Source organism: Actinomycetospora aeridis, assembly GCF_037400275.1.
In the GTDB taxonomy this organism is placed as follows: domain Bacteria; phylum Actinomycetota; class Actinomycetes; order Mycobacteriales; family Pseudonocardiaceae; genus Actinomycetospora; species Actinomycetospora aeridis.
In genome coordinates this window covers 357,067-384,055 of the sequence record NZ_JBBEGL010000006.1, presented here as the reverse complement: position 1 = coordinate 384,055, position 26,989 = coordinate 357,067, and the positions used below count along the sequence as shown (strand labels likewise).

Annotated in this window: 25 protein-coding genes; 17 read left to right on the top strand and 8 right to left on the bottom strand. The window is 76.1% G+C overall.

Annotation, left to right across the window (positions count from 1 at the left end; genetic code table 11):
• Positions 1–26: 26 nt before the first annotated feature.
• Positions 27–1,007 carry an aldo/keto reductase gene (locus tag WCD41_RS23070; RefSeq protein WP_337716833.1) on the bottom strand — a complete coding sequence of 327 codons (981 nt, stop codon included), beginning with the start codon at positions 1,005–1,007 and terminating at the stop codon, positions 27–29.
• 52 nt (positions 1,008–1,059) lie between these two features.
• Positions 1,060–1,518: a MerR family transcriptional regulator gene (locus WCD41_RS23065; RefSeq protein ID WP_337716831.1), complete on the bottom strand. Its 459-nt coding sequence runs from the start codon at positions 1,516–1,518 to the stop codon at positions 1,060–1,062.
• 53 nt (positions 1,519–1,571) lie between these two features.
• Between WCD41_RS23065 and sigJ the strand changes: the two genes are divergently transcribed.
• Genes sigJ through WCD41_RS23050 form a run of 3 tightly spaced genes read left to right on the top strand, consistent with a single transcriptional unit; the run spans position 1,572 to position 3,642 of the window.
• Positions 1,572–2,468 carry an RNA polymerase sigma factor SigJ gene (gene sigJ, locus WCD41_RS23060; RefSeq protein ID WP_373695177.1) on the top strand — a complete coding sequence of 299 codons (897 nt, stop codon included), beginning with the start codon at positions 1,572–1,574 and terminating at the stop codon, positions 2,466–2,468.
• 41 nt (positions 2,469–2,509) lie between these two features.
• Positions 2,510–3,238, top strand: a complete 729-nt coding sequence (locus tag WCD41_RS23055; protein WP_337716827.1) for an SDR family oxidoreductase — start codon at positions 2,510–2,512, stop codon at positions 3,236–3,238.
• 8 nt (positions 3,239–3,246) lie between these two features.
• Complete coding sequence (locus tag WCD41_RS23050; RefSeq protein WP_337716825.1) at positions 3,247–3,642, top strand: hypothetical protein; 396 nt, start codon at positions 3,247–3,249, stop codon at positions 3,640–3,642.
• On the opposite strand, the gene WCD41_RS23045 is transcribed toward WCD41_RS23050, so the two are convergent.
• Complete coding sequence (locus tag WCD41_RS23045; RefSeq protein WP_337716823.1) at positions 3,632–4,189, bottom strand: TetR/AcrR family transcriptional regulator; 558 nt, start codon at positions 4,187–4,189, stop codon at positions 3,632–3,634. The two genes, WCD41_RS23050 and WCD41_RS23045, sit on opposite strands and share 11 nt — an antisense overlap.
• 74 nt (positions 4,190–4,263) lie before the next feature.
• On the opposite strand from WCD41_RS23045, the gene WCD41_RS23040 reads away from it, so the two are divergent.
• The 4 genes from WCD41_RS23040 (at position 4,264) to WCD41_RS23025 (ending at position 7,956) form a co-directional block, all read left to right on the top strand.
• The gene (locus tag WCD41_RS23040; RefSeq protein WP_337716821.1) at positions 4,264–5,394 is read left to right on the top strand and encodes an FAD-dependent monooxygenase; all 1,131 of its coding nucleotides are present in this window, start codon (positions 4,264–4,266) and stop codon (positions 5,392–5,394) included.
• Positions 5,391–6,347 (top strand): NAD-dependent epimerase/dehydratase family protein, encoded by a 957-nt coding sequence (locus tag WCD41_RS23035; protein WP_337716819.1) that lies wholly within the window; start codon positions 5,391–5,393, stop codon positions 6,345–6,347. Before WCD41_RS23040 ends, WCD41_RS23035 begins: the two co-directional genes overlap by 4 nt.
• Positions 6,348–6,631: 284 nt before the next feature.
• The gene (gene tsaD / locus WCD41_RS23030; RefSeq protein ID WP_337716816.1) at positions 6,632–7,687 is read left to right on the top strand and encodes a tRNA (adenosine(37)-N6)-threonylcarbamoyltransferase complex transferase subunit TsaD; all 1,056 of its coding nucleotides are present in this window, start codon (positions 6,632–6,634) and stop codon (positions 7,685–7,687) included.
• A gap of 62 nt (positions 7,688–7,749) precedes the next feature.
• The gene (locus tag WCD41_RS23025) at positions 7,750–7,956 is read left to right on the top strand and encodes a hypothetical protein (RefSeq protein ID WP_337716814.1); all 207 of its coding nucleotides are present in this window, start codon (positions 7,750–7,752) and stop codon (positions 7,954–7,956) included.
• Between the two features lie 4 nt (positions 7,957–7,960).
• Here the strand turns inward: WCD41_RS23025 and WCD41_RS23020 are convergent, their stop codons facing one another.
• The gene (locus WCD41_RS23020) at positions 7,961–8,851 is read right to left on the bottom strand and encodes a PP2C family protein-serine/threonine phosphatase (RefSeq protein ID WP_337716812.1); all 891 of its coding nucleotides are present in this window, start codon (positions 8,849–8,851) and stop codon (positions 7,961–7,963) included.
• Between the two features lie 232 nt (positions 8,852–9,083).
• Complete coding sequence (locus tag WCD41_RS23015) at positions 9,084–9,611, bottom strand: type II toxin-antitoxin system PemK/MazF family toxin (RefSeq protein WP_337716810.1); 528 nt, start codon at positions 9,609–9,611, stop codon at positions 9,084–9,086.
• A 293-nt stretch (positions 9,612–9,904) separates the two neighbouring features.
• On the opposite strand from WCD41_RS23015, the gene WCD41_RS23010 reads away from it, so the two are divergent.
• Complete coding sequence (locus WCD41_RS23010; protein ID WP_337716808.1) at positions 9,905–11,524, top strand: Na+/H+ antiporter; 1,620 nt, start codon at positions 9,905–9,907, stop codon at positions 11,522–11,524.
• On the opposite strand, the gene WCD41_RS23005 is transcribed toward WCD41_RS23010, so the two are convergent.
• Complete coding sequence (locus tag WCD41_RS23005; RefSeq protein ID WP_337716806.1) at positions 11,521–13,191, bottom strand: serine/threonine-protein kinase; 1,671 nt, start codon at positions 13,189–13,191, stop codon at positions 11,521–11,523. The two genes, WCD41_RS23010 and WCD41_RS23005, sit on opposite strands and share 4 nt — an antisense overlap.
• Positions 13,192–13,468: 277 nt before the next feature.
• Here WCD41_RS23005 and WCD41_RS23000 point away from each other — a divergent pair, with 277 nt between their 5' ends.
• From WCD41_RS23000 to WCD41_RS22980, 5 genes are all read left to right on the top strand, one after another.
• Positions 13,469–13,945, top strand: a complete 477-nt coding sequence (locus tag WCD41_RS23000) for a MerR family transcriptional regulator (RefSeq protein ID WP_337716804.1) — start codon at positions 13,469–13,471, stop codon at positions 13,943–13,945.
• Positions 13,942–14,139: a hypothetical protein gene (locus tag WCD41_RS22995; RefSeq protein ID WP_337716802.1), complete on the top strand. Its 198-nt coding sequence runs from the start codon at positions 13,942–13,944 to the stop codon at positions 14,137–14,139. Before WCD41_RS23000 ends, WCD41_RS22995 begins: the two co-directional genes overlap by 4 nt.
• 166 nt (positions 14,140–14,305) lie before the next feature.
• The gene (locus tag WCD41_RS22990; RefSeq protein WP_337716800.1) at positions 14,306–15,643 is read left to right on the top strand and encodes an FAD-dependent monooxygenase; all 1,338 of its coding nucleotides are present in this window, start codon (positions 14,306–14,308) and stop codon (positions 15,641–15,643) included.
• Between the two features lie 133 nt (positions 15,644–15,776).
• Positions 15,777–20,408, top strand: coding sequence for a cation-translocating P-type ATPase (locus WCD41_RS22985; RefSeq protein WP_337716798.1), 4,632 nt, complete (start codon positions 15,777–15,779; stop codon positions 20,406–20,408).
• A 90-nt stretch (positions 20,409–20,498) separates the two neighbouring features.
• The gene (locus tag WCD41_RS22980; RefSeq protein ID WP_337716796.1) at positions 20,499–21,425 is read left to right on the top strand and encodes a DUF2188 domain-containing protein; all 927 of its coding nucleotides are present in this window, start codon (positions 20,499–20,501) and stop codon (positions 21,423–21,425) included.
• A 75-nt stretch (positions 21,426–21,500) separates the two neighbouring features.
• On the opposite strand, the gene WCD41_RS22975 is transcribed toward WCD41_RS22980, so the two are convergent.
• Complete coding sequence (locus WCD41_RS22975; protein ID WP_337716794.1) at positions 21,501–21,758, bottom strand: WhiB family transcriptional regulator; 258 nt, start codon at positions 21,756–21,758, stop codon at positions 21,501–21,503.
• 575 nt (positions 21,759–22,333) lie between these two features.
• On the opposite strand from WCD41_RS22975, the gene WCD41_RS22970 reads away from it, so the two are divergent.
• A complete protein-coding gene (locus WCD41_RS22970) occupies positions 22,334–22,543 on the top strand; it encodes a hypothetical protein (RefSeq protein ID WP_337716792.1) in 210 nt (69 codons plus the stop codon).
• A 45-nt stretch (positions 22,544–22,588) separates the two neighbouring features.
• Positions 22,589–24,046: a DUF2867 domain-containing protein gene (locus WCD41_RS22965; RefSeq protein WP_337716790.1), complete on the top strand. Its 1,458-nt coding sequence runs from the start codon at positions 22,589–22,591 to the stop codon at positions 24,044–24,046.
• A 117-nt stretch (positions 24,047–24,163) separates the two neighbouring features.
• On the opposite strand, the gene WCD41_RS22960 is transcribed toward WCD41_RS22965, so the two are convergent.
• Complete coding sequence (locus WCD41_RS22960; protein ID WP_337716788.1) at positions 24,164–25,261, bottom strand: carboxylate-amine ligase; 1,098 nt, start codon at positions 25,259–25,261, stop codon at positions 24,164–24,166.
• Between the two features lie 67 nt (positions 25,262–25,328).
• On the opposite strand from WCD41_RS22960, the gene WCD41_RS22955 reads away from it, so the two are divergent.
• Positions 25,329–25,787 (top strand): NUDIX domain-containing protein, encoded by a 459-nt coding sequence (locus WCD41_RS22955; protein ID WP_337716786.1) that lies wholly within the window; start codon positions 25,329–25,331, stop codon positions 25,785–25,787.
• Between the two features lie 4 nt (positions 25,788–25,791).
• Positions 25,792–26,979 (top strand): acyl-CoA dehydrogenase family protein, encoded by a 1,188-nt coding sequence (locus WCD41_RS22950; protein WP_337716783.1) that lies wholly within the window; start codon positions 25,792–25,794, stop codon positions 26,977–26,979.
• Positions 26,980–26,989 lie beyond the last annotated feature (10 nt).

Below are 26,989 nucleotides of genomic sequence, written 5' to 3'. Positions count from 1 at the left end.
GCCCTTGAACAGTTCTTGGGAAACGGTCAGCCGCGCGCCGCGGTGTCGCGGTTCACCCACGACATGTCGCCGGTGCGGTTCCCGACGGCCACGAGCGACGACAACGCCGCGAGGTCGTCGGCGTCGAGCACGACGTCGCGTGCCCCGAGGTTCTCCTCCAGGTAGGTCCGGCGCTTGGTGCCCGGGATCGGCACGACGTCGAGACCCTGCGCCAGCAGCCACGCGAGCGCTACCTGCGCCGGGGTCGCCCCGCGGCGCTTCGCGACCTCACGCACCTGCTCCACCAGCGCGAGGTTCTCGTCGAGCGCGCCCTCGGCGAAGCGGGGCAGGGTGCGCCGGAAGTCGTCGCTCGCGAGGTCGCGCACCGAGGCGTCGGTGAGCATCCCGCGCCCGAGCGGGCTGTAGGGCACGAGGCCGATCCCGTGCTCGCGGGCGGCCGGCACCACCGAGGACTCGATGTCGCGGCTGAACAGCGACCACTCCGACTGCAGCGCCGCGATCGGGGCGACGGCCGCGGCCCGGTGGACGGTCTCCGCCGACGCCTCGGACAGCCCGAGGTGGCGCACCTTGCCCGCGGCGACGAGCTCGGCCATCGCGCCGACGGTCTCCTCGACGGGTGTCGCCGGGTCGGGGCGGTGCAGGTAGTACAGCTCGACGTGGTCGACGCCGAGCCGCTGCAGCGACCCGTCGATCGAGCGCCGCACGTACTCCGGCGACCCGTCCACCTGGCCGTTCGGGTAGCCGGTCGTCGGGTCGGTCTGGATGCCGAACTTCGTCGCGAGCGTGACCTCGTCGCGGCGACCGGCGATCGCCTCGCCGACGAGGCGCTCGTTCTCGCCGTTCGCGTAGACGTCCGCGGTGTCGAGGAAGGTGACGCCGAGGTCGAGCGCGCGCCGGACGGTGGCGATCGACTCGTCGCGGTCCGCGGGCCCGTAGGCCCAGTTCAGACCCATGCAGCCCAGGCCCAGCGAGGGGACGGGCAGCGGGCCGAGGTGACGGTCGGACATGGTGTGCCTCCGGCATGTGAGCAGAAATCGGTGCTGGGGCACGCGAAAGTGCTCACGTGCCGCAGGCACCTCCGTAGGTCGTGATCTTGTAGTCGACGACGGCGAGGGCGCCCTGCAGGTCGTGCAGACGGTTGAGGATGTCCGCGCGGTGCGCCTCGAGGAGCGCCAGGCGTTCGGGCTCGGTGTCCGGCCCCTGCTTGACCAGCTCCACGTAGCGCGCGATGGCCGCGATCGGCATGTCCGAGTCGCGCAGCCGGGTGATGAACACGACCCGGCCGACGGCCTCCCGGTCGTACAGCCGGCGTCCCGCGGCGTCCCGCGGCACCTCGACCAGCCCGATGCGCTCGTAGTAGCGCAACGTGTGGGCCGACAGCCCGGTCAGCTCGGCGACGTCGGCGATGCTCATCTGCTCGTGGACCTCGAGGTCCCGGACCAGCTCGACCGTGAGCGAGGGCAGCTCGCCCCGGGTCGTCTCGATCAGGCCCCGCAACCGTTCCGTCGTCACGCTCACGACGTCGACCGTAGGACTTCGAGTGCGGTCGAAGGCAAGCGATCCCGGGCAGGATGGTGACCGTGACGGCGGCCACCGAGGTGTTCACCGGAGAACGGCCCCGTCTGTTCGGGCTCGCCTACCGGATGCTCGGCTCCGCGCACGACGCCGAGGACGTCGTCCAGGACGCCTGGCTGCGCTGGGCCGGGCACGGGGAGACCGTCGACAACCCGGCCGCCTGGCTGACCACCGTCGTCACCCGGCTCTGCCTCAACCGGCTCGACTCCGCCCGCGCCCGCCGCGAGACCTACGTCGGCCCGTGGCTGCCCGAGCCGATCCTCACGACCGATCCGTCCGTGGCGCTCGAGGAGCGCGAGTCGGTGTCCCTCGCCCTGCTGACGACGCTCGAGCGCCTCACCCCGCCCGAGCGCGCCGTCTACGTGCTGCGCGAGGCGTTCGGCCACAGCCACGCCGAGGTCGCGGCCGTCCTCGACGTCACCGAGGCCGGGTCGCGCCAGCTGCACACGCGGGCGCGCAAGCACCTCGCGGCCGTCCCGACGGTGACGGCGACGCCCGCCGACGTCGGCCCCCTGCTCCGCCGGTTCGTGGCGGCGGCCCGCGACGGCGACCTCGCCGGCCTCGAGGAGCTCCTGGCGGCCGACGTCACCGTCTGGTCCGACGGCGGCGGCAAGGTCAAGGCCGCCCGCCGGCCGATCCACGGCCGGGAGGCGGTGGCGCGGTTCCTCGTCGGCATCCTCGGTCCGGACCGCTGGCACGGGACCGGGGCCGCAGCCGAGGTCAACGGCGCGCCGGCCGTCCTCGCCTTCCTCGACGGGCGGCTGAACGGCGTCCTGGCCGTCGAGGGGGACGAGGAGGTGCGGACCGTCCGCATCCTCCGCAACCCCGAGAAACTGACGTTCCTCGCCGCGCAGCTGTCACGTTCCGCGGGGCTGTCCGGTCGAGGGTCCTGACGGGCGCCGCGAGGGCGCCCCGAGAGGACCGGGAGGACGTCGTGACCGTGCTGGTGACCGGGGGGACGGGCACGCTGGGACGCGCGCTCGTGCCGATGCTCGACGAGCCGCGCGTGCTGAGCCGCCGTGACGGGCCGGGACGGGCCGTCGCCGACCTCGACACCGGCGCCGGGCTCGACGCCGCCATGGCCGGGGTGTCGACGGTGCTGCACCTCGCCGGCCGCCCGAAGGGCGACGCGGCGTCGACGGGGCGGGTCGTGGAGGCCGCACGGCGCGCCGGCGTCGGGCACCTGGTGCACATCTCGATCGTCGGCGCCGACCGCATCCCGCTGGGCTACTACCGCGAGAAGGTCCGCAGCGAGGAGCTGATCGCCGGGTCCGGGCTGCCGTGGACGATCCTGCGCGCCACCCAGTTCCACGACCTGCTCGCGACGCTCTTCGCGACGACCTCCCGCGCCGGGTTCCTGCCGGTGCTCGCCGGGGCGTCGTTCCAGCCGGTCGCGGTCGCCGACGTCGCCGCCCGCCTCGCCGCGCTCGCCGCCGGTCCCGCGCAGGGCCGGGTCGCGGACCTCGGCGGCCCCGAGGTCCGCACGATGGCCGACCTCGCGCGGACGTGGGCGCAGCTGTCCGGCCGCCGCCGCCCGGTCGTGCCGCTGCGCCTGCCCGGGGCGATCGCGCGGGCGTTCCGCGACGGCGCGAACCTCGCGCGCGACCACGCCGACGGCGTCGGCACCTTCGAGCAGTTCCTCGCTACGGGGGCGACCCGATGATCGCCCGGGTGCTCCTCGCCGTCCTCGCGGCGATGCAGTTCGTCATCGGCCTCTGGGCGCTGTTCCTGCCCCTGGCGTTCTACGAGACGTTCCCCTACGGCGGCACCCCGTGGGTCGCCCTGCTCCCGCCCTACAACGAGCACCTCGTACGTGACCACGGCGCCGGCACCCTCGCGCTCGGCGTCGCGCTGGCGTTCGCGGCGTGGTGGCCGGAACGCCGGCTGATCATCGCGGTGGTCGTGGCGTTCCTGGTGTTCGCGGTGCCCCACGCCGTGTTCCACACGTTCCACCTGGAGCACTTCCCGCTCGCCGACGCGATCCTGCAACAGGCCGCGTTCGCGCTCGAGATCGTGCTGGCGGTCGCCGTCCTGGTGGCGCTGCCGCGGGAGCGCGTCAGGCGGTGAAGCCCCGGACGACGTCGGTGATCGAGGCGCGCAGGCCGGCGTCGTCGCGTGGGGGCCGCCCGGCGCCCGCGAGCTGGTCGAACGCGAGGCCGTCGAGGCAGGCGACGAGGTCGTCGGCCCGCTGGCGCGGCTTGGCGACGCCCAGCCCCGCGAGGGTGTCCGCGACCCGCTCGCGGATGCGCGCCCCCGTGGCGCGCAGGGCGGTCTCGAGCTCGGGGCGCCGGGTCGACTCCAGCGCGAGCTCCCAGCGCGCGAGCAGCCGCTCCTGGTCCTTGGTGACCCAGCGCCCGACGATCGCGACGCACGCCTCGACGAGGGCGTCGACGGACGTGACCGCCGGGGTCCCGCTCGCCATCTCCTCGAGCGTGCGCGCGGCCATCCGCTCCACGCAGGCCTGCAGCAGCGCCGAGCGGGTGCGGAAGTAGTAGGAGCTGGTGCCCTCGGCGAGACCCGCGGCGGCGTCGACGGCGCGGTGGGTCAGGCCCCGGCTGCCCGCCTCCGCGAGCACGGCGATCGCCGCGTCGGCCAGGACGTCCCGACGGTCCACGAACGGCCCCTTCCACCCGGATTACTACAGCCGTAGAGTACCAACTACTACAGGCGTAGAGGGAGTGTGGGGTCATGGCACGGGCGGTCGTGGTGGGTGCGGGGCTGGGCGGGATGGCGAGCGCGATCGCGCTGGCGCAGCGCGGCTGGGAGGTCACCGTCCTCGAGCGGCGCGAGCACGCCGCCGAGGCCGGCGCGGGCATCGCGCTGTGGCCCAACGCCCTGCGGGCGCTCGACGCCCTGGGGCTCGGAGTGCGGGCCCGCGAGCTCGGCATCGTCGAGATCGGGGGCGGTATCCGCACGATGTCCGGGCGCTGGCTCTCGCGGACGGACGCCGCCGACCTGCGGCGACGCCAGGGCGACGGCGTCGTCGTGCTGCCGCGCCCCGACCTGCACGCCCTGCTGCGCGCCGCGGCGCCCGATCTCCGCGAGAGCGTCGGAGTCCGCTCCGTCGATCCCGGTGACGCCGACCGCCCCGCCGTCGTCCGCGACGACGCCGGGGGAGTGCACGAGGCCGAGCTGGTCGTCGCCGCCGACGGGGTGCGCAGCTCCGTCCGCACGGCTCTGTGGCCCGACGCCCCGGCCCGCGACACCGGGCACACCGCGTTCCGGATGATCGCTGACCACCGGCTCGACGCCGGCGGCGAGAGCTGGGGGCGCGGCGACCTCGTCGGGCTCGCCCCGCTGCCCGGCGGCCGCACCTATCTGTACGCGATGGTCCCCACCGCCGAGGTGCCCGCCGACGCCGAGCCCCTGCCCTGGCTGCGCGCACGCCTGGAGGGCTGGCACGCGCCGGTCGCCGCGGTGCTCGACGCCGTCCAGGGGCGCGTCCTCGTCCACCGCCTCGAGGACCTCACGCCGCCGTCCACCTGGCACCGCGGCCGGGTCGCCCTGCTCGGCGACGCCGCCCACGCGATGACCCCGAACCTCGGCCAGGGCGCCGCGCAGGCCTTCCTCGACGCGGTCGTGCTCGCCGAGGAGGCCACCGCCGATGCCGCCTCCCTCGCCGCCTACGAGCGGCGGCGCCGCCCCGTCGCCGAGGCCGTCGCGCGCCGTTCCCGCACCGCGGGCGACGTCGCCGCCTGGCGCTCGCCGATCGCGGTCGCGCTGCGCAACGCCCTCGTCGGCGCCCTGCCCGCTGCCGTCGCGGCGAGGGCCCTGGACCACCTGCTCGGTACCCCGGACACCACGAAGGAGCACGTATGAACACCACCCACGTCGTCGTCGGCGCCTCGGGCGGCATCGGCCGCGCGGTCTGCGCCGAGCTCGTCCGTCGCGGCCTGCCGGTCCGGGCGGTGACGCGCTCCGGCACACCGGTGACGGGCGCGGAGGCGATCGCCGCCGACGCCACCGATCCGCCGGCGATCCGCGCGGCATGCCGCGACGCCGCCGTCGTCCACCACTGCATGAACCCGCCGTTCGCCTCCTGGCGCTCGGCGTTCCCGGCCGCCACGCGCGCTCTGCTCCACGCGGCGGGGGCGGCCGGCGCCCGGCTGGTCTTCGCCGACGACACCTGGATGTACGGGCGCGTCGACGCCCCGATGCGCGAGGACACGCCCGTCGCGCCCGTCTCGGGCAAGGGCGTGCTGCGGGCATGGCTCGCGGAGATGGTGCTCGCCGCCCACGCGCGGGGGGAGGTCGAGACGGTGATCGGGCGCGCGCCGGAGCTGTGGGGCCCGGGGGTCGAGTCGCTGCTCGCCGGCGGCATCTTCGCGAGCGCCGCCGAGGGCCGGACCGCCCGCTGGCCCGGCGACCCGGACCTGCCGATGACCGCCGGCTACACCCCGGACGTCGGCGCCGCGCTCGTCGAGCTGGGCCTCGCGCCCGCGAGCGCCACGGGCCGCGTCTGGCACACCCCCGTGCCGCCGCCGATCACCGGGCGCGACTTCGTGGAGCGCGTCTTCGCCACCGCCGGCCACCCGCCACGCCTCGGCCGGATCACCCCGGCGATGGTCGCGGGCCTGCGCCTCGTCTCGCCGGTGGCCCGCGAGGGTGCGGAGCTGCTCTACCAGTTCGAGCAGCCGTTCCTCGTCGACGACTCCGCGTTCCGCGCAACGTTCCCGACCCGCGCGACGAGCTGGGACGAGGGCATCGCGACGACGCTCGCCTGGTACCGCGCCGACCCCGTCCGCACGCGACGCCGGCTGGTGCCGGCGTGAGCGGCGCGTTCTGACGCCGCCGGTTCTGAGCGAAGGGCACCTTCGATCGGATAGATCGGCGAGGGGCGCCCTTCGCCGGATTCTCGGCGCTGCGACGGTGGGCGAGCCGACCTCCGGGGCCGCCGCAAGGCCCGTGATCACCAGGCTCCGGTGGGCGATGTCGATCTCCTCGACACCCATGACGGCCTGCTGATCACCCGATGCCGGCGAGGACCAGGCGGCACCCGGTTCCCGGAAGGCCACCGCAGCAGGTTGCCCGCGGAACGGGGAGGAGACTGGGAGGCGTGAGCACGCCCCTGGTCCTCGGTATCGAGACGTCCTGCGACGAGACCGGCGTCGGTCTCGTCTCCGAGGGACGGCTGCTCGGCGACGCGCTGGCCTCGAGCATGGAGGAGCACGCGCGCTTCGGCGGCGTGGTCCCCGAGGTCGCGGCGCGGGCGCACCTCGAGGCGATGGCGCCGATGGTGCGCACCGCCCTGCAGCGCGCGGAGGTCGATCTCGCCGACGTCACCGCCGTGGCCGTCACCGCGGGTCCCGGCCTGAGCCCCGCGCTACAGGTCGGCCTCGCCGCGGGGAAGGCGTACGCGCTGGCCGCGGGCGTCCCCCTCTACGCCGTGCACCACCTCGCCGGGCATGCCGCGGTCGACGTCCTCGAGCACGGACCGCTGCCGGAGAGCTGCGTCGCACTCATCGTCTCGGGCGGCCACACGTCGCTGCTCAGCGTGGGCGACCTGGCCCGCGACGAGGTCGTGCACCTCGGCGACACCGTCGACGACGCCGCGGGCGAGGCGTTCGACAAGGTCGCGCGGCTGATCGGCCTGCCCTACCCGGGCGGCCCGGCGATCGACCGCGCCGCGCGCGAGGGCGACCCGCGCGCCATCGCCTTCCCGCGCCCGCTGACCGGCCCGTCGGACCCGCCGTGGACGTTCTCGTTCTCGGGCCTCAAGACGGCGGTCGCCCGGTGGGTGGAGGCCCACGACGGCCCGCTGCCGGTGCCGGACGTCGCGGCGTCGTTCCAGGAGGCCGTGGCCGACACCCTCGCCCGCAAGGCCGTCGCCGCCTGCGCCGACCAGGGTGCCGACACCCTGCTCATGGTCGGCGGGGTCGCCGCCAACTCGCGGGTGCGCGGGCTCGTCGAGGAGCGCTGCGCTGCCGCCGGGATCACCCTGCGCGTGCCGCCGATCCGGCTGTGCACCGACAACGGCGCGATGATCGCGGCGCTCGGTGACCTGCTCGTCCGTGCCGACGTCGAGCCCGATCCCCTCGACGTCGCCGCCGACCCGCGCGCCCGCCTGACCGGCGCGCTGCTCCACGGGACACGGGCGTTAACCGTGAGCTGAGATCGACTCTGTCGGACCTCTCACGTTGTCGCCCCGGTGGTTCACCGGTACCCGTGGAGGGCGTGCCCGGTTTCCGCGCGGTCCTCGACGGGGAGCGCTTCCCGCTGCGCCGGTGGCAGATCCTGGCCGTCGCCGACGGCTACGGCGTCGACACCCGCACCCGCACGAAGCTCGAGCAGATCCCCGACCGGCCCTACCTCGACGCCGGCGAGGTCATGATCGCCCTTGCCATGACCCCGGCCCACCTGGCGGCGCGCACACCGCTGTGAGGCGCTACCCCGTGGGCGCGAGCGCGAGCAGCACCGCCGTCGCGTTGTCGTGTCCGCCCTCCGCGAGGGCCGCGTCGACGAGCGCGAGCGCGCCGGCGTGCACGGACTCGGCGTCGGTGGGCATCCCGTCCAGCACCGCCGCGAGCACCGCGGGCTCGGGCAGGTGGTTCCACACCCCGTCGCTGCACAGGAACAGCACGCCCTGCTCGTCGAGCTCCCAGCTGCGGTGCCGGGCGACGACGTCGGGGGCGTCGGCGGCGAGCCAGCGGGTGATCACGTGGGCGCGCGGGTCGGACAGCGCGTCGTCGGCACCGACGATCCCGGCCGCGACCATCTCGGCGGCCCACGAGTCGTCCTCGGTGAGCACCGCCGACTCGTCGGGCGAGCCGGGACACAGCCAGTAGGCACGACTGTCGCCCGCCCAGCTGACGACCGCGCGGCCCGCGTCGAGCACCGCCGCGACGTAGGTGCAGGCCGGCGCCGAGCCCGAACCGGGGGCCAGCGCGGACACCGCCTTGCGGGCCGCTTCGGCGGCGGTCGCGGCGACGTCGTCGAGATCCTGCCCGCTGGTGATCGCCTCGTGGCCCGCGGCGACGGCCACGTCGCAGGCGGTGCGCGACGCGGTGTCCCCGCCGGGCACGGACGCGACGCCGTCGCAGACGACCGCGACGACCGTGGCGGTGCCGTCGGGCGTGGTCGCGCGGGTCAGCGCGAACGAGTCCTCGTTGCGACGACGGCGGTGGCCGCGATCGGTGACGCCGGCGCCGAGCACGACGGGCACCGTGCTCTCCGCGGAGCCGGGCGCGTCGAGGACCTCCTCGGCGTGCTCGGCGCCCGCGAACGACGGGGACGACGCTGGCGAGGCGGGTGACGCGGACGCGGGCTCGATCGGCACGGGCACTCCCTACACCCTCGGGCCCCGGAGAACCGGGACGACGCGGTGGGGCGGGCCGGGCGAGTCGCCCGGCGGGTCGCTCCACCACGCGGGCGGGACGAGCGTCACGCGCTGCCCCCTCCCGCGACGTCCCGGTCGTGCCGGGTCGGTGCGCTGGAGGGTAACCGTTCCTGCGAACGGGTGGAGGGCCGCGGTGGCCCCGGCCGTACGGGCCAGTGCGGGTCAGCGCCGGTCAGCGCCAGCCGTAACCGCTGCGCAGCTCCGCGGCCACCCGCTCGAACCGGTCGGCGGGCATGACCGCGCCCTCGCGCCGGATGCCGTGCTCCTCGATCTCCAGCACGCGGTCGAGCCGCACGTACGAGTCGCGGCCCTCGCGGTCCCACGGGCCGGAGCCGACCGGCACCCAGTTCTCGTCGTCGCGGCGGTGCTCCTGGCTGGAGAGCATCAGCCCCAGCAGGTCGCCGTCGCCGCCGCGCGCGACGACGAGCACGGGACGGTCCTTGCCCTGCGAGGCGTCCTCCTCGTAGGGCACCCAGGTCCACACGATCTCGCCCGGGTCGGCGGCGCCGTCGAGGTCGGGCGCGTAGGAGATCGTCCGCGCCCGCTCGTTCGCGGGGGCCGTGCGGACGGGGGCGCCGCCGTCCCGGGGGCGGGGTTCGCCACCCGACGGCCTGCTCCGCTGCTGCCCGTCCACCTGCTTGTTCAGCAGGTCGAGCCCGGCCTGCAGCGCCCGCCCCACGACATCCCGGAATCCCGCCACGGCGCACAGCTTGCCGGGCCGGTCCGGGCGAGGGCATCCCGGGGCGGTGGGCCGGTGCCGCGCCTGGAGCCCTCCCGGCGACGAGGAGACGGCCCGGCAGCGCTCCTCCGTCGCCCTGCCCTGCCGTTGCCGCGCCTGGAGCCCTCCCGGCGACGAGGAGACGGCCCGGCAGCGCTCCTCCGTCGCCCTGCCCTGCCGTTGCCGCGCCTAGAGCCCTCCCGGCGACGAGGAGACGGCCCGGCAGCGCTCCTCCGTCGCCCTGCCCTGCCGTTCCCGCGCCTAGGGTCCGGATCATGGCCGTCCTGCCGCTGGTCGTCGCGGCGCTGTTCGTCGGGGTGGTGCTGGTCGGCGTCGGCGACCGTCTGCGCCTGCCGTGGCCGGTGCTGCTCGTGCTCGTCGGCACGGCCGCCGCGTTCGTGCCCGGCGTCGACGCCCCGGACCTCGACCCCGAGCTGATCCTTCCGCTGTTCCTGCCGCCCCTGCTGTTCGCGACGGCGCAGCGCGCCTCGTGGTCGGTGTTCCGGGCGCGGTGGCGGGCCGTGCTGTTCCTGGCGGTGCTGCTGGTGGCGGTCACGGTCGCGGTGGTCGGCGCGACGGTGGTGTGGCTGGTCCCCGGGATCGCCCTGGGTGCGGCCCTCGCCGTCGGTGCCGCCGTCGCCCCGCCCGACCCGGTGGCCGTCGAGGCGGTCGCCGGGCCGCTGCGGATGCCGCGCCGGCTGGTCGGTGTGCTGCAGAGCGAGGGCCTGTTCAACGACGCGACGGCGCTGGTCGTGTTCCAGGCGGCGATCGCGGCGACGGTCGCGGGGGAGCAGCCGGGCGCCGAGACCGGCCTGCTGCTCGTGTGGTCGGCGGTCGGCGCCGTGGCGGTGGGGCTCGCGGCCGCGTGGCTCGCCGGGGCGCTGGCCGACCGCCTCACCGACCCCGTCGCGCCGAGCGCGCTGACGCTCGTCCTGCCGTTCGCGGTCTACCTCGCCGCGGACGTCGTCGAGGCCTCCGGCGTGATCGCCGTCGTCGTGGCGGCCCTGCAGATGCGCCAGCGCGCCGACGCCGACGACGTCGAGCAGCGCCTGACCGGCAGTGCCTTCTGGAACGTGGTCGAGATGCTCGTGACCGCGGCGGCGTTCGCGCTCATCGGCCTCGAGCTGCGCGCCGTGATCGAGGACGCCGGTGACCAGCTCGGCCGGATGGTCGCCGACGCCGCGGTCGTCGCCGCCGTCGTGATCGGCGTGCGCGCGGTGTGGATGGTCGGCGCGCTCGTGTCGGTGCGGCGCCGGGGCTCGCCGCCGGGCACGGCGCCGCGCACGGTCGCCGAGGCCACCGTGCTGACGTGGTCGGGGATGCGGGGACTCGCGACGCTCGCCCTCGCGCTCGCGCTGCCGCGTGTGACCGACGACGGCTCCCCGTTCCCGTTCCGCACCGAGCTCGTGATCATCGCCGCCGGCGTGCTGGTGGCGACGCTCGTGCTGCCCGGGCTCACCCTGCCCCTGCTGCTGCGGGCGCTCGGGGTGCGCGAGAGCGAGGAGGTCGGGCGCGAGGCCGAGCACCGGCTCGTCGTGCGGGCCCGCAAGGCCGCGCTCACCGAGCTCGCCGCCCTCGACCGCGACGCGCTCGGCGTCGACGACACCATCGGCGAGGAGGTCCTCGGCGAGCTCCGCGCCCGCTTCGCCCGCCTCGGCGTGGGGGAGGGCGGCGCGGGGGAGGCGCCCGGCGAGGACTCCGCCGACCGCGCCGACTACGAGCAGCGGCTCGGGACCCTGCGCCGGCGCCGCGACCAGTGGGTCCGCCTGCAGTCGCTGGCCCTGGCCGCGGCCCGGCGCGAGGTGCTCGCGGCGCGCTCCGAGGCCGGCGTCGACCCCGAGGCCGCCGACCGCGTGCTGCAGCGCCTCGACGTGCGGTCGCTGGCCTCCCGTTAGCGGCGGAGCAGGCCGCCGAGCGCCTCGACGGCCGGGTCGAGCACGGTGCGCGTCCGGGCGGCCGGCGGCGTCGTCGTGGTGGTCGTCGTGCTCGTCGTGGTGTCCGCCGCGGGGGTGGTCGACGACGTCGTGCCGGAGCTCGTGGTCGGGGCGGGCGTCGACGTGGTGGTCGGCGGCGAGCTCCCGGTGGGCCGCGTGGGCACCGTGATCGTCGGCAGGCTCGGCACCGGGACCGAGGGCAGCAGGCTCGGCGCGTCGTCGGGGTCCCCCGGCTCCGAGGACGGCGGTTCCGAGGTCGGGGAGGTCTCCGACGTCTCCGACGTGCTGCTCGACGACGGCGGCGTGCTCGACGCCGCGCCGCCGTCGGAGGCCGGGGCCGGATCGCTCGTCTCCGTGTCGAGGCGCGCCGCCTGCGCGGTGCGGTCAGAACCGTCGGAACCGGACTCCGCGCTGCCGGAGTCGTCGTCGGAGTCGTCGTCGGAACGGCCCGAGGAGTGGCCGCCGCCGAGGCCCGGTGCCCCGCCCGGATCGGCGACGACCTCCGCGGTCGGGGGCGGCACGGTGGCCGCGGGCGGGGTGGCGGTGTTGACGCGGTCGACCGTCCAGGCCGACGCCACGACGACCCCGCCGGCGAGCAGGACCGCGGCGGCCACCGACGCGGCGACCATGAAGCCGCCGGCCTCGGCCACGCCACGGCGGCGCCGCCCCGGGATCCCCTGGGGCGGGACGACGTCGACCGTGACCAACGGACCCCGGAGCGTCTCGGTGGCGGCGTCCGGGGTGCCGGCGCCGGCGACGGGGACCATCGCGTGCGGCGGCGTCGGGGCCTCCGCGGCCAGCGCGGCGCGGCGCAGCCCGACGCAGACGTTCTCGGCGGTGGGGCGGTGGGCCGGGTCGTCCGCGGTCATCGCCTCGAGGAGGGCGAGCACCTCGATCTCGAGCCCCGGCGGCATCTCGGGCCGCCGCTCGAGACGCGCCCGCGCGGCGGCCAGGGGCGCCCCCTCGTAGGCCGGGCGCGCCGTCAGGGCCTCGATCATCACGAGGCCGAGCGCGTAGACGTCGGCCGGGGCACCGACCGTCTCGCCGCGCACCTGCTCGGGCGCGAGGTACGGCGCGGAGCCGACCACCATGCCGGTGTCGGTGATGCGCGGGGCGTCGGCCACGAAGGCGACGCCGAAGTCGGAGAGGTGTGCCCGGTCGTCGCCGTCGAAGAGCACGTTGCGCGGCGTGACGTCGCGGTGGAGGACGCCGCCGCGGTGGACGTGGCTCAGCCCGTCGGCGACCGACGCGATCGCGAGCAGGGTCTCGCCGACACCGAGCGGGCCGTCGCTCTCCAGACGGTCGGCGAGGCTGCCGCCCTCGAGCAGCGCCATGACCACGAAGGCGCGGCCGGCGTCGTGGCCGACGTCGTAGACCGGGACGAGGCTCGGGTGGTCGAGCGAGGCCGTCAGCCGCACCTCGCGCTCGATGCGCGGGTCGTCGGCCACCGGGAAGATCTTGACCGCGGCCTCGCGGTCGAGCAGGAGATCGTGGGCGCGGTAGACCTCCGAGCACGTGCCGCGGCCGAGCAGCTCGCCGAGGACGAAGCGCTGGCCGAGACGCTCGGGCAGGGGGCCGGGCGCAGGACCGGACGCGGGATCCGACGAGGTCGAGCGGACATCGGTCATCGCGTCGCTCCCCTCCCCGGTCAGCGAGCCCCCATCATCCCACTGTCAGTACCCGGATCGGGGCACAACGACATACCGGATTCCCGAATTCGAGTGATGGACCTCGCTCCGTCACCGCCCGGATGCGCCGGGGATCGACCCCATCGGGTGAGCTGCCGCCCAGCTCGGGGCGCAGCATTGACAGAAATTGCAGTCCCGAGTAGAACTTCGGGACGTCCGCCCTGCTCACGGTGGGTCGGGCGACGCAGAGCACGAACGCAAGGACGCGACGGAAGCCGTGGGCGCCGAGAGCCTCGACGACGAGGACACCCCCGCTCTGACCACCGGTCAGGCGGCGGAGTTCCTCGGGGTTCGCCCGGCGTTCCTCCGGAGTCTCGACGCGGGTCGGATGGTCCGCCCGGAACGCTCCGCGGGTGGACATCGGCGCTGGACGCGCCGGCAGCTGGCCCACGCCTGGAGGATCCGCGAGCTGTTCGACGAGGGGCTCACCCTCACCGCGGCCGCGATGATCGTGTCCCTGCAGGACGAGGTGGCCCTGGTCACGCGCGAGCGCGATCAGGCCCATGACGAGCTCGAGCGGGCCCGACGCGAACTGGCACGGGCACGACGCGATCTCGCCGCGGTTCGGGGAGAGCAGACCGCCCACCCCGCGCCCTCCGTACGCGCCCACCGCGTGTGCGGGCCCGAAGTGCCCACGACCGCTCTTCGACCGCCCCTGCCGACCCCTCCACCTCAACGGAACTCCAGGACATGAAGCTCATCGACCACCGTCGGTCCCACCGTCCCCTCCTCCGCACCCCGATGCCGCCCTCGCTGGCCCGGGTCCCGCTCGTGGACCTCTGCTCCTGCAAGCACCCGCGCGAGTCGCACGAGCACTACTACCTCGGCGACGACTGCGCGCAATGCGAGTGCTCCCACTTCCGCCGGGTCGACCCGGCGCGCGCCTGAGCCCGGCGCCACCACCACCGGCCCCGTCACCCCGTTGCGGGTGGCGGGGCCGTGTGCCGTCCGGGTCCTCGTGACGTCCGGGCCGCACCGGGAGATCCGCGGACGGAGAGCGAGCCCACGTCCCTGCCGACGGTCGGCACACCTCGCGGCGCCTAGTGTGGAGATCGTGGAGGGCACCGGGCGGAACGGACGGCCTCGGGCGCTCGTCGTCGGCGCCGGCGTCGCCGGTCTCGCGGCCGCGGCCTCCCTGCACCGGGCCGGCTGGTCGGTGGTCGTGTGCGAACGCGCCGCCCAGCGGCGCACCGGCGGCTACTTCGTGCGCCTGGCGCCGGAGGGCCTCGCCGCGGCCGACCGCCTCGGCGTCTCCCACACGCTGCGCACCCGTCTGCCCGTCGACGGGATCATCACCGGGGTCGACGCCCGGGGCCGCACGGTCTCGCGCGTCGAGGCGTCGCTGGCCGACGACCCGGACGCGCTGGCCCTCGTGCGCGGCGACCTGGAGGCGGCGCTCTGGGCCGCCCGACCCGACGAGGTCGCGGTGCGGTTCGCGACCGTGCCGCGCCGGGTCCACCCGCGCCGCGACGCCGTCGACGTCGTCCTGGAGGGCCCGGACGGGCCGGCCATCGAACGGTTCGACCTCCTCGTCGGCGCCGACGGGGTGCGCTCCGCGGTCCGCGGGATGGTGTTCGGCCCCGAGTCGGAGTTCCGCCACGAGTTCGACCACGTCGTGATCTCCGCGGTGCTCCCGCGGCTGCCGGCGGGGCTGCGGGAGGGCGACTACGTCGTGCCGGCCGAGGCCGGGCGCACGGCGCACCTCATGGCCGTCGAGGAGCACGCGCCGGTCGTGTTCTTCACGTTCCGTGCCGACCTGCTGGGGGCGGACCTCGCGGGTGCCGACGGGCGCGACGCCGCCGCCCGGGCGGCCGCGGACCCCGTCGGCACGCTGCGTCGCGTCTACGGCGACTTCGCGGGCCTCATGCCCGAGATCCTCGACGGCGTGCAGGAGGCGGGCACCACCCACGTCGACACCGTCGCCCAGATCCGCCTCGGCTCGTGGCGCCGCGGCCGCGTCGTGCTCGTGGGCGACGCCGCGTGGTGCCCCACGCTGTACTCGGGGCAGGGCTCGGCGCTCGCCCTCGTCGGCGGCGAGACGCTGGGCACCCACGTCGCCGCCCATCCCGGGGACGTCGAGGCGGGCCTCGCGAGCTGGGAGGCGGCCCACCGCCCGGCGGCCGTCGCGGCGCACAGCGCGGCGCGACGCTCGCGGCACTTCTTCCTGCCCGGCAACCGGGCCGTCGCCGCGCTGCGGCGTACCGCCCTGCGGATCGCCTCGTGGCGTCCGGCGGGCCGGCTCCTGCAGGCGGTGGCGTCGTTGGCGTCCGGCCCCGGGTCGGCCGGGCGAGGCGCGCAGGACTCCGGGACGCCACCCGATCGGCGTGACGTTCACCCGACGGCCACTTCGGGGTCGCGGTCGGTGCGACCTCCGGCGCTGGGCCGCCCGTAAGCTGGTGCACGGCGGGTAGAGAGCGCTGCACCGTCCGTGCCCGCGGCGCGTGCGCCCGTGGTGGCGCGATCGGGTACCTCCACGCGTATCCCCGGGCCCGGCCCGATCCGACGAGAGGACGACAGCCACCCCCATGGCTTCCGAACCCGCCCCCCGGCCGCAGCGCGGCCTGCTCGCACGCGTCGTCGACCCGCTCGGCATCGCCGGCGGCGTGCTCGACCGCGTCGACCCGTTCCGGCACCGCGGACGTCGCGTGTGGCGCGGCGCCGGGCGCGTGCAGGTCGGTGTGCCCGCGGTGACCCGGGAGTCCGGGGCGGAGCTGGGCCGCGCGGTCGAGAAGGCGCTCGCCGCCCACCCCGACGTCGAGTGGGCCGCCGTGAACGCGGCGCTCGGTGCCGTCGTCGTCGGCCTGGCCGCCGTCGGTGACGCGCCCGCAGGCCTGCCCGGCGACGAGCTCGTCGACGACCTGGTCGACCTCGTCGAGATCCTCGAGGAGCGCGAGGGCGGCGACGCCGTCGCGCCCGCGGGCTCGCCCTCGATCGGCCCGGCGCAGCAGGCGTTCACCGCGCTCGCCGCCGACCTCGCGGGCCTCGGGGTCGCCGCGATCGGCCGCATCCTGCGCCGCACCCCGCTGCCCGCCGAGCTCGCGTCGTCCGCGACGTTCGTCGACCACCAGCCCCGCCTGCGCGCGGCCGTCGAGCGCTCCCTCGGCCAGGACCGGGCCAACGTCCTGCTCGCGCTGTCCAACGCCGCGGCCCAGGCGCTCGGCCAGGGCACCACCGGCCTGCTCGTCGACGCCGCCTACCGCACCATGCAGGTCGCGGAGGCCAGGGCGCGCACCGCGACGTGGACCGACGTCGAGCCCCGGCTGCTCGAGTCGGCCGAGCACGCCGCCGCCGTCCCGGACGACGACCTCCTCGAGGAGCGCCCGGTCCCGCTGCCCGCGGGGCCCGTGGAGAAGCACGGCGACGTGGTGGGGATGGCGGCTGCCGGCGGGTTCGCCGCCACCACGGCCGCGACCGGCGACGTCCGCAAGGCCGCCGGCGTCGCGCTGTCGACGCTGCCGAAGGCCGGCCGCCTCGGGCGCGAGGGTTTCGCGACGACGTTCGGCCGCGTCCTGTCGCGCCGCGGCGCGGTGGTCGTCGAGCCGAGCGCGCTGCGGCGGATGGACCGCGTCGACACCGTGCTGCTCGACGCCGAGGCGCTGACCACCGGCGTGCTCATGCTCGGCGACCTGGTCGCCCTGCCCGACGCCGACGGCACCGCCGACCCGCTGGACGACCTCGTCCCGCGGGTCCACGAGCTGTTCGACCCCGCCGCGCCGACCGCGCCGCACCGCGTCTCCGAGGACGGCGAACACTGGCTGCTGGCCGGGCTCGACGACGTCCCCGGCGGTGACACCCCGGAGGCCGCCGAGGCCGGTGACGCGCTGCGCGCCGACGGCGCCACCCACGTGCTCGGCCTGCGCCGCGACGAGCGGCTCACCGCCGTCGTGGGTGTGCTGCCCGAGCCCGCCTCGGCCGCCGAGGCCCTGGCCGCCGCGGCGCGCCGGGCCGACGTCACGCTGATCGTCGGCGGCACCGAGGGCCCCGCCTTCGGCGACCGTGCCGTCGCCGGCGGGGAGGCCCTGCGCACCTCGGTGCGCGAGCTGCAGGCCGCCGGTGCCGGCGTGCTCGTGGTGTCCCGCGACCGTCGCGCCCTGGCGGCCGCCGACGTCGGCATCGGGGTCTCCCGTCCCGACGGCGCGGCGCCGTGGGGCGCGCACGTGCTCGTCGGCGACGACCTGGGCACCGCCGCGCTGCTGATCGAGGGCGTCAAGGTCGCCCGCGGGGTGTCCGGCCGGTCGGTGAACCTGGCCCGTGCCGGGTCCGTGCTCGGCGCCGTGATGGCCACGGCCGGGACGACGCCGCGCGCCCCCGGGCTCGCCGGGCTCGCCGTCAACGGCGCCGCGGGCGTCTCGCTCGGCAACGGGGCGTGGGCGGCCACGGAGCTCGGCCGCCGCGTCGTGGTGCCCGGCGTGAGCCGCACGCCGTGGCACGTCATGCCGACCAGCACCGTGCTCGCCCGCCTCGACGTCACCGAGCGCGGCCTGACCACCGCGGAGGCCCACCGTCGCCACCGCGACGACCCGGCGGCCGCGGAGACCGAGACGACGCTCGGCCGCGCGTTCCTCGACGAGCTGAACAACCCGCTCACCCCGGTGCTCGCCGGCGGCGCCGTGCTCTCCGCGGCCATCGGCGCCGTCGTCGACGCGGCCATCGTCGTCGGCGTCACCGCGTTCTCGGCGCTCATCGGCGGGGTGCAGCAGGTCGCCACCGAGCGCGCCGTCGCCGGCCTGCTCGAGCGCTCCGCGATCCGCACCCGGGTGCGCCGCGACGGCACGACACGCGGGATCGGCGCCGACGAGGTCGTCGTCGGCGACGTCATCGAGCTGGGCCCCGACGACGTCGTGCCGGCCGACTGCCGCGTCCTCGACTCGGACGCGCTCGAGATCGACGAGTCGTCGCTGACCGGCGAGTCGCTGCCGGTGATCAAGACCCCGGCGCCGGTGATCGCCCGGACGGTGGCCGACCGCCGCTCCATGCTCTACGAGGGCAGCACGGTCGCCACCGGCCGCGGGCGCGCCGTCGTCGTGGCCACCGGATCGAGCACCGAGGTCGGGCGCTCCACGGCGGCCGCCAAGGCGAGCGCACCGGTCGCGGGCGTCGACGAGCGCCTCGCGGGCCTGACCCGCATCACGACGCCGCTCGCGCTCGGGTCGGCGGCCGCGGTCGTCGCGGCCGGCGCGCTGCGCGGCCTGCCGTTCCAGCAGAACCTGCACTCGGGCGTCGGCCTCGCGGTCGCGAGCGTCCCCGAGGGCCTGCCGTTCGTCGTCTCGGCCGCGCAGCTCGCGTCGGCCCGGCGCCTCTCCGCGGAGGGCGCGCTGGTGCGCAACCCGCGCACGATCGAGGCGATCGGGCGCACCGACGTCCTGTGCTTCGACAAGACCGGCACGCTCACCGAGGGCCGTCTCGCGCTCTCGGCGATCTCCGACGGCATCAAGCTGCGGCCCACCGACCGGCTGCGCAAGCGCCAGCGCCGCGTGCTCGCGGCCGCGCTGCGCGCGACCCCGCGCCCGGCGCCGGGGGAGCGGCTCGCGCACCTCACCGACCGCGCGGTGGTCTACGGCGGCCAGCAGTTCGACGTCGACCCGTCCCACAAGCGCCCCGGCTGGTGGCCGGTGGCCTCGCTCGACTTCGACCCGTCGCGCGGGTACCACGCGACGCTGGGCGAGGTGGACACCCCGGAGGACGCCTCCGCCGACGACGGACCGTTCCGCCTCGTCTCGGTGAAGGGCGCGCCGGAGGTCGTCATCGCACGGGCCACGACGTGGGCCGGCACGGAGCTCGACGACGAGGCCCGCCAGCGCCTCGTCGAGCACACCGAGCTGCTCGCGGGGCAGGGCATGCGCGTGCTCGCGGTGGCCGAGAAGGTCCTCACCGCCGATCAGCACGCCGCCCGGGTGGCCGAGCGCGACGCCGACGGCGGCGACGACAACATGCTCGACGACACGGACGTCGCGGACCTCGAGTTCACCGGCTTCGTCGGGTTCACCGACCCGGTGCGCGCCGGCTCGCAGGCCACCGTGCGCGACCTGCGGGACGCCGGGGTCCAGGTCGTCATGATCACCGGCGACCACCCGAGCACCGCCGAGGCCGTCGCCGACGAGCTCGACGTGCTCAACGGCGGGATCGTCGTCACCGGCTCCGAGCTCGACGCCCTCGACGACGACGAGCTCGACGAGATGCTCCCCAAGGTCCGGGTCGTGGCGCGCGGCACGCCGTCGCACAAGGTGCGGATCGTCCAGGCGTTCCAGCGTCTCGACCGCACGGTCGCGATGACCGGCGACGGCGCCAACGACGCCCCGGCCATCCGGCTCGCGGACGTGGGCATCGCGCTCGGGCAGCGCGGCACCCCGGCGGCCCGCGCTGCCGCGGACCTCGTCATCACCGACGACCGTCTCGAGACGATCCTGCACGCGCTGGTCGAGGGCCGGGCGATGTGGGCGTCGGTGCGCGAGGCGCTCGGCGTGCTCGTCGGCGGCAACCTCGGCGAGATCGCGTTCACGGTGCTCGGCGCCACCACCACGGGCACCTCGCCGCTCAACGCCCGCCAGCTGCTGCTGGTCAACCTGCTCACCGACCTGGTGCCGTCGCTGGCCCTCGCGGTGCGCGCGCCCGAGCCCGGGTCGGCGGCGTCGCTGCTGGCCGAGGGGCCGGAGGCGTCGCTGGGCGAGGCACTCAACAACGAGATCGGCCTGCGCGCCATGGCCACCGCAGGCGGGGCGAGCCTCGCGTGGCTGCAGGCCCAGGCCACCCCGTACGGCAGCCCGGCCCGGGCCCGCACGGTCGCGCTGACCGCGCTCGTCGGGACCCAGCTGGGACAGACGATCGTGGCCGGCGGTGGCCGCAGCCCGCTCGTGATCGGCGCCAGCGTCGTCTCCGCGGGCGCGCTCTTCGCGGTGGTCCAGACCCCCGGGGTCAGCCAGTTCTTCGGCTGCGTGCCGATGGGCCCGGTCGCCTGGGCCCAGGCCGCGGGCTCGGCCGGTGTCGCGACGGCCGCCTCGGTCGTGGGCCCGGAGCTCGTGCGGCGCTACGGTCCGGTGGTGGTGCCCGAGGGTTCGCCGCAGGCCTCGTGGATCGCGCGGCTGGAAGAGGTCCGCGACGAGGCCACCAAGCGCTACCTCGAGCTGCAGGAGCGCGCGGCGGAGGCACTGAACGGGTGATTGCGTCGCCGGTTACTGGTGCGTTTGTGCAGGTCGAGGCCTGGGCATCAAACCGGCTGAAGACACCGTCGAACAGGAGTTGAGACTGTCATGGCCGACCGGTACGTCGTTCCCACCGAGGACGGCTGGCAGGTGCAGAAGAAGGGTGCCCAGCGCGCCAGCGCCAAGGCGCCCACGCAGGCCGAGGCCGTCGAGCGGGCGACCGAGATCGTGACGAAGGACGGCGGCGGCAAGGTCGTCGTCCACGGCAACGACGGCAAGGTCCGCGAGACCCACCAGGTCAAGGCCGGTGCGGACAACGCCCCCGCGGAGGCGGCCAAGGCCACCGCGAAGGCGAACGCCGAGGGCGCCCGCGCCAAGGCGCAGTCCGCCTCCGACAAGGCCTCGTCGAGCGCGAAGAAGGTCGGCGACGACGCCCGGGCGACCGCGAAGAAGGACGCCGACCGCGTGCAGGAGTCGGCCAAGAAGGCCGCCGCGCAGGCCGAGGCCGGCGCGAGCGGTGTGGCCGACCAGGCCGCGAAGGCGGCGTCGGGTGACAAGTCGCCCTCGGCGGCGGCCAAGGACGCCGCCACCGTCGCGCAGGTGTCCGGTGAGCAGGTCGCGACCACGACCTCGCGTGCCGGCGAGCGCGTCGCCAAGGACGCCACGCGCGTCGCCCAGCACGCCGGCTCGGAGGCCAAGGCCCGTGCGGACGAGGCCGGGGCCGCGACGGCGCAGGCGGGCGACCGTGCCGCCACCGTGTCGTCCGGGGTCGCCGCGGAGCTCGACGACGCGGGCGACACCGCCGCGCGCCGCGTGAACCGCGCGAGCGAGTCGGCCGCCCAGCAGGTCGACCGGTCGGTGCGTGACGCCGCCGAGCAGGTGCGCCAGAGCGCGCCGGACTACAACCCGGTGCGCATCGTGGGCAACGCCGCCGCGATCGCGGTGAAGACCGGCTTCAGCCTGGCCGGTGCCGTGATCTCCACCGGCGGCCAGGTGCTGCAGTTCGCCGCGCGCAAGGTCACCGGCCGGGGCTGAGCAGCTCCGGACGAGACGACGGAGGGCCCGCCCCCGATCGGGGGCGGGCCCTTCGTGTGTGCGCTCTGCGGGTTCCTACGCGGCGTGCGGGCTCGCGACGGAGCCGATGCGCGCGGCGCGGCGCATGGCGCGGCGCTCGTCCTCGCTGGTGCCGCCCCAGACGCCGGCCTCCTGGCCGGTGTCGAGGGCCCACTGCAGGCAGCCCCGCTGCAGGGGGCAGCTCGCGCACACGGCCTTGGCCTCGGCCGCCTGGGCGGAGCCGGGACCGTGCGAGGTGAGGGGGAAGAACAGTTCGGGGTCGTGGTCGCGGCAGGCCGCGAGCTCCCAGTCCATGATCGTGCCAGTCCAATCTCGCTCGTCGGGGTCAGCTCGGCCGTGCCTGCTCGTCGCGAGCAGGGCGGCCGTGGTGCCGCCGGGCCCGACGCGAGGCGCACGTGCGCGCACCTCGCGACGGCCCCTGCGGCACGGTCGTGCGCCGGGCGTCGGTTCGTATCCGGGGGTCGTGCGTGTACGGTCCTCGGAGCGGCCCGGGGTGGGCCCGCGCCCCGGGGTCCGGAGCACCTCAGTACTCATCTATGACGTCGAGGCGACCGGAACGGTTCCCTCGGCCCGCGACATGTCGTCACGGACACGGCCTCCGGACGTGCCGGGGCCGCGTATCAGCGAGCCCCCATGATCTATCCGTACTGCGCGTCGGGCAAACGCATTTGATCCAGGCCACTCTGACGAACGCGTGTGTCGTTCGTCACAACCTGTTCTCACGCTCCGCTGACGGAACGCGGCGAACGGGTGGGGACGGCGGTGCTGTGGCGCGGTGCGCTGCGATTCCGCGCGCGGCGCGCCACACTGACACCGGTCGGGGTGCACGATCGAGCGACGCTCGTGACCCGACGGAGAGGGGTGACCCGGTGAAGACGGCACGGCGGACGGCGCGCGACCTCGTCATCTGGGCGACCCTCACCGGTGGGCTCGTCGCGCTGGTCCTCGACCAGGGGATCATCGGCTTGGTCCTGCTCGCGTTCGCCGTGTGGCAGCTCGTGCTCGTCGCACGGCGCGGTGGCGGCCTCTTCGTCGACCAGCGCGCGGCCGACCGGCCGGGCAAGCCCACGGTGAGCTGACGCTCCCGGGGTGCCGGGAAGATCGACCCGCTCCAGGATGGCGGCATGCGCTGCGCAGTGATCGGGGCGACCGGCTACATCGGCGTGCGCCTCGTGCGGCGCCTGCTCGACGCGGGACACGAGGTCACGGTCCTCGTGCGCAGTCGCGCGAAGTTCGTGGCCACCGGCTGGGCCGAGGAGGTCGAGCCCGTCGACGGCGACCTCGCCGACCCCGCCGCGGTCGCCGCGCTCGTGGCCGGCGCGGACGCCGTCGTCCACCTCGCGCACGCCCTCGAACGCCCCGACTTCCCCGAGCGCGACCGCGCCGCCGCGTGGACGGTCAGCACGGCGGCGTCCGACGCGGGCGTGCGGCGCCTCGTCTACCTGGGCGGGCTGCGGCCGTCGTCGTCCGCGTCCTCGCGCCACCTGTCGTCGCGCGCGGAGGTCGCCGACGTCTTCCTCGCCGGCGACGTCCCCACCGCCGCGCTCGAGGCGTCGATCGTGGTCGGCTCGGGCTCGACCAGCTTCGAGATGATCCGCTACCTGGCCGAGCGCGTGCCCGTGCTGCCCGCGGTGCCGTGGCTCGCGCACCGGACGCAGCCCGTCGCCATCGCCGACGTCCTGCACTACCTCGTCGGCGCCCTCGACCTGCCCGCCGACGTCGACCGGCGCTTCGACATCGGCGGCCCCGACGTCCTGAGCTACCTCGAGCTGATCCGGCGCTACCTGCGCCTCGCCGGGCTGCCCCAGAGCGCCGTCGTGCCGGTGCCCGTCCCCGTGCCGCCCGGCGGGCCCGCGCTCGCCGGGCGGGTCGTCGAGGCCCTCACGCCCCTGTCGCGGGAGCTGGCCACGCCGCTGATCGAGTCGCTCGCCGGCGACCTCGTCTGCGCCGAGGACGACGTGCTCACCGCCATCGGGCCGCCCCCGGGCGGGCGGACCACCTACGACGCCGCGGTCCGGGCGGCCCTCGGCCGTCGCGACGAGCCGACGGCCCCCGCGGGCGACCCCGCCCTCGCCGGACCCACCGACCTCGCGGGTTCCGGGGGCACCGTGCACCGGTGGGGCACCACGGAGCCCTCGCCGGCGGACGTCCGGGAGCTGTGGTCGGTGGTCGACGGGATCGGCGGCGACGCCGGCTGGTTCGTCCCGCTGCGGGCGTGGACCGTCTGGGGCTGGGCCGACCAGCTCCTCGGGGGCGTCGGGGGCTACCGGGGCCGACCGTCCGGGCGGGCGCTGGAGGTCGGCGACGTCGTCGACGGCTGGTGCGTCGAGGCCGTCGAGCCGGGGGTCCGGCTGCGACTGCGCTCCGAGATGCGCACGCCCGGCCGCCTGACCCTCGAGCTCGCCGTCGACCCCGACGTGTCCGGCCACGGCTCGCACCTGCGCCTGGACGTCGTCTTCGTGCCCGCCGGCCTCGCCGGCCTGGTCTACGGCCGGGCCCTGCTCGCCGGCGCGCCCACCGTCTTCGGTGCCATGGCCCGGGGCATCGCGGCCCGCGCGGCCGTCGTCCCGCTGCGTCCCTGAGCGTCCCGCGGGCCCTGAGGAGCGTCCGTCCTGGCGAGCTGTCGCGGCCTCCCCGCGCGACCGGCACGGTTCGCATGATCGAACGTCCCGCGGTCCTGCGGAAGGTGCCGGTCGGCTCTACTCCGGCAGGAAGCGCTGCACCGCGTCGTGGACGACGGCGGCGAGGTCCCCGTCGGACTTGGTCGCCGCGGCGCGCTGGCGCTCGGCGCCGGTGCCGTCGGTGAGCAGGCGGGCGAGGCCGTCGGTGGCCCGCTCCGTGTCCCCGGCGTCGGCGAGGGCGTCGGCGACGTGGGCCCGCAGCGCGTCGAGCACCGCGCTCGCGGCCGCCGGGCGACCGCTGCGCGGGTCGACGAGCTCGCCGGTCAGCCCCCAGCGCGACGCCCGCCAGTGCGCCAGGCGCAGCGCCTCCACCGGCGCGGTGGGCAGCTCGCCGCCGTCCCGGTGCGCCCGCCGGGCCGTGGTGACGAGCGCGCGGGCGAGCACCGCGACGAGCACGGCGTCATCGACCTCCAGCGCCACGTCGCTGACCCGCACCTCCACCGTGCCCAGCCGGCGGGAGAGGCGGGCGTCGAAGTAGACCATCGCGTCGTCGAGCACGGTGTCGGTCGCGAGCATCGCCTCGACGGCCGCGTCGTAGGCGGCGAGCGAGCCGAACACCCGCGTCGGGCCGGCGGAGGGCCAGCGCGACCACACCACCGACCGGTAGCTCGCGTAGTCGGTGTCGTGACCGCGCCAGCACGGGGAGTTCGTCGCGAGCGCGCGCAGCACCGGCAGCCACGGGCCGATCCGGTCGAGGACGCCGACGCCCTCCTCCGGCGAGCCGACCTCGACGTGCACGTGCTGCCCGCTCGTCAGCTGCGAGGTCGCGATGGCCCCGAAGCGCTCGGCGATCCGCCCGTAGCGACCCTCGCCGACCGCGGCGGGCTCGTCCTCGGCGTCCGGGGCGACGGGCGACGTCGCGAGCGCCGCCACCTCGACCCCGGACGTCCGGGCCGCGTCGCGGGCCTCCCGGCGCCGGCGACGCAGGTCGTCGGCGAGGTCGTCGGCGGAGTGGTGCGGGGCGGTGGCCGTCTCGACCTGCTCGGTGCGCATCTCGCCGTCGAGCTCGCCGGCGGCCTCGTCACGCACGACGCCGGAGCGGCCCCGTGGCGCGCCGCTCGCGGGGTCGACCAGCAGCAGTTCTTCCTCGGCCCCGAACGGGGGCACGTCACTCATGGGATCCGTCTACCCGGTCCGCCGTCACGTCCTGCCCTCCCACGCCGGACGGCCTACCGTGATCGCCGTGCGGGGTGACGGCGACGGCTGGGTGGTGTGCGACGCCGGGCACCGGCACTGGGGGCGCTTCGGCGCGGCGGGGCTCCTGCTGCGCCACGGCGACCGCGTCCTGCTCGCCCACCGCGTCTGGTGGAGCCACCACGGCGAGACGTGGGGCATCCCCGGTGGCGCGCGCAACAGCGACGAGACCGCCCGCCAGGCCGCGCTGCGCGAGGCCGTCGAGGAGACCGGTGTCGACGACTCCCGCGTCCACCTGACCGGCGAGACCGTCGACGACCACGGCGGCTGGTCCTACGTCACGGTCCACGCCCGTCTCGAGACCGACGAGGCGCCGGCGCTGGAGCCCACCGACGGCGAGGCGACCGAGCTGCGCTGGACGCCGGTGGCCGGCGTGTCGGACCTGCCACTGCATCCGGGGTTCGCGGCCTTCTGGGCCGGTCCCGACGCCGTGGAGCACCTACCGTGAGGGCATGGCACCTCCCGCTCCGGACCCCAGCGACTTCCTCGGCGTCGACGCCGACCTGAGCGCCGAGGAGCGCGACATCCGCGACGCGGTGCGCGACTACGCCGCCGCGGAGCTCTCGCCCCGCATCGCCGAGTGGTACGAGTCGAACACCCTGCCCCGCGACATCGCCAAGGGCCTGGGCTCGCTGGGCCTGCTCGGCATGCACCTCGAGGGCTACGGCTGCGCGGGCACCAACGCGACGTCGTACGGCCTCGCCTGCCGCGAGCTGGAGGCCGTCGACTCGGGGCTGCGCAGCTTCGTCTCGGTCCAGGGCTCGCTCGCGATGTTCGCCCTGCACCGCTGGGGCTCCGAGGAGCACAAGCAGCGGTGGCTGCCGTCGATGGCCACCGGTGACGCGCTCGGCTGCTTCGGGCTCACCGAGGCCGACGCGGGCTCCGACCCGGGGTCGATGCGCACGCGGGCCCGTCGCGACGGGGACGACTGGGTGCTCGACGGCTCCAAGATGTGGATCACCAACGGGACGCTCGCCGACGTCGCCGTCGTGTGGGCCCAGACCGATCCCGAGGCCGGCTCGAAGGGCATCCGCGGCTTCGTCGTGCCCACCGACACCCCCGGGTTCACCGCCAACGAGGTCAAGCACAAGCTCTCGCTGCGCGCGTCGCTCACCGCCGAGCTGGTCCTCGAGGGCGTGCGGCTGCCCGCCGACGCGGTGTTCCCCGAGGTCCGCGGGCTCAAGGGCCCGCTCTCGTGCCTCAACGAGGCCCGCTACGGGATCCTGTGGGGCGCGGTCGGCGCGGCCCGGGCGTGCTACGAGTCGGCGCTCGCGTACTCGATCGACCGCGAGCAGTTCGGCCAGCCGATCGCCGGGTTCCAGCTGACCCAGCGCAAGCTCGCCGACATGGTCGTCGCGGTCAACCAGGCGGGGCTCACGGCGTCGCGGATCGGGCGCCTCAAGGACGCCGAGACGCTGCACCCCGCCCAGGTCAGCTTCGGCAAGATGGCCAACGTCCGGGCCGCCCTCGACGTCGCCCGCACCGCGCGGACCGTGCTCGGCGGCAACGGGATCACGCTCGAGTACCCCGTGTTCCGGCACATGACGAACCTCGAGACCGTGCTGACCTACGAGGGCACCGAGGAGATGCACGCCCTGTCGATCGGGCAGGCCGTCACGGGGATCCCGGCCTTCCGCTGAGCGCCGAGCA

Bases quoted from the DNA above. Each gene is read 5' to 3' on its own strand.
- WCD41_RS23070 (WP_337716833.1), bottom strand. From the start codon at position 1,007: ATGTCCGACCGTCACCTCGGCCCGCTGCCCGTCCCCTCGCTGGGCCTG.
- sigJ (WP_373695177.1), top strand. From the start codon at position 1,572: ATGGTGACCGTGACGGCGGCCACCGAGGTGTTCACCGGAGAACGGCCC.
- WCD41_RS23040 (WP_337716821.1), top strand. From the start codon at position 4,264: ATGGCACGGGCGGTCGTGGTGGGTGCGGGGCTGGGCGGGATGGCGAGC.
- WCD41_RS23035 (WP_337716819.1), top strand. From the start codon at position 5,391: ATGAACACCACCCACGTCGTCGTCGGCGCCTCGGGCGGCATCGGCCGC.
- WCD41_RS23010 (WP_337716808.1), top strand. From the start codon at position 9,905: ATGGCCGTCCTGCCGCTGGTCGTCGCGGCGCTGTTCGTCGGGGTGGTG.
- WCD41_RS23005 (WP_337716806.1), bottom strand. From the start codon at position 13,191: ATGACCGATGTCCGCTCGACCTCGTCGGATCCCGCGTCCGGTCCTGCG.
- WCD41_RS22995 (WP_337716802.1), top strand. From the start codon at position 13,942: ATGAAGCTCATCGACCACCGTCGGTCCCACCGTCCCCTCCTCCGCACC.
- WCD41_RS22985 (WP_337716798.1), top strand. From the start codon at position 15,777: ATGGCTTCCGAACCCGCCCCCCGGCCGCAGCGCGGCCTGCTCGCACGC.
- WCD41_RS22980 (WP_337716796.1), top strand. From the start codon at position 20,499: ATGGCCGACCGGTACGTCGTTCCCACCGAGGACGGCTGGCAGGTGCAG.
- WCD41_RS22975 (WP_337716794.1), bottom strand. From the start codon at position 21,758: ATGGACTGGGAGCTCGCGGCCTGCCGCGACCACGACCCCGAACTGTTC.
- WCD41_RS22965 (WP_337716790.1), top strand. From the start codon at position 22,589: ATGCGCTGCGCAGTGATCGGGGCGACCGGCTACATCGGCGTGCGCCTC.
- WCD41_RS22960 (WP_337716788.1), bottom strand. From the start codon at position 25,261: ATGAGTGACGTGCCCCCGTTCGGGGCCGAGGAAGAACTGCTGCTGGTC.
- WCD41_RS22950 (WP_337716783.1), top strand. From the start codon at position 25,792: ATGGCACCTCCCGCTCCGGACCCCAGCGACTTCCTCGGCGTCGACGCC.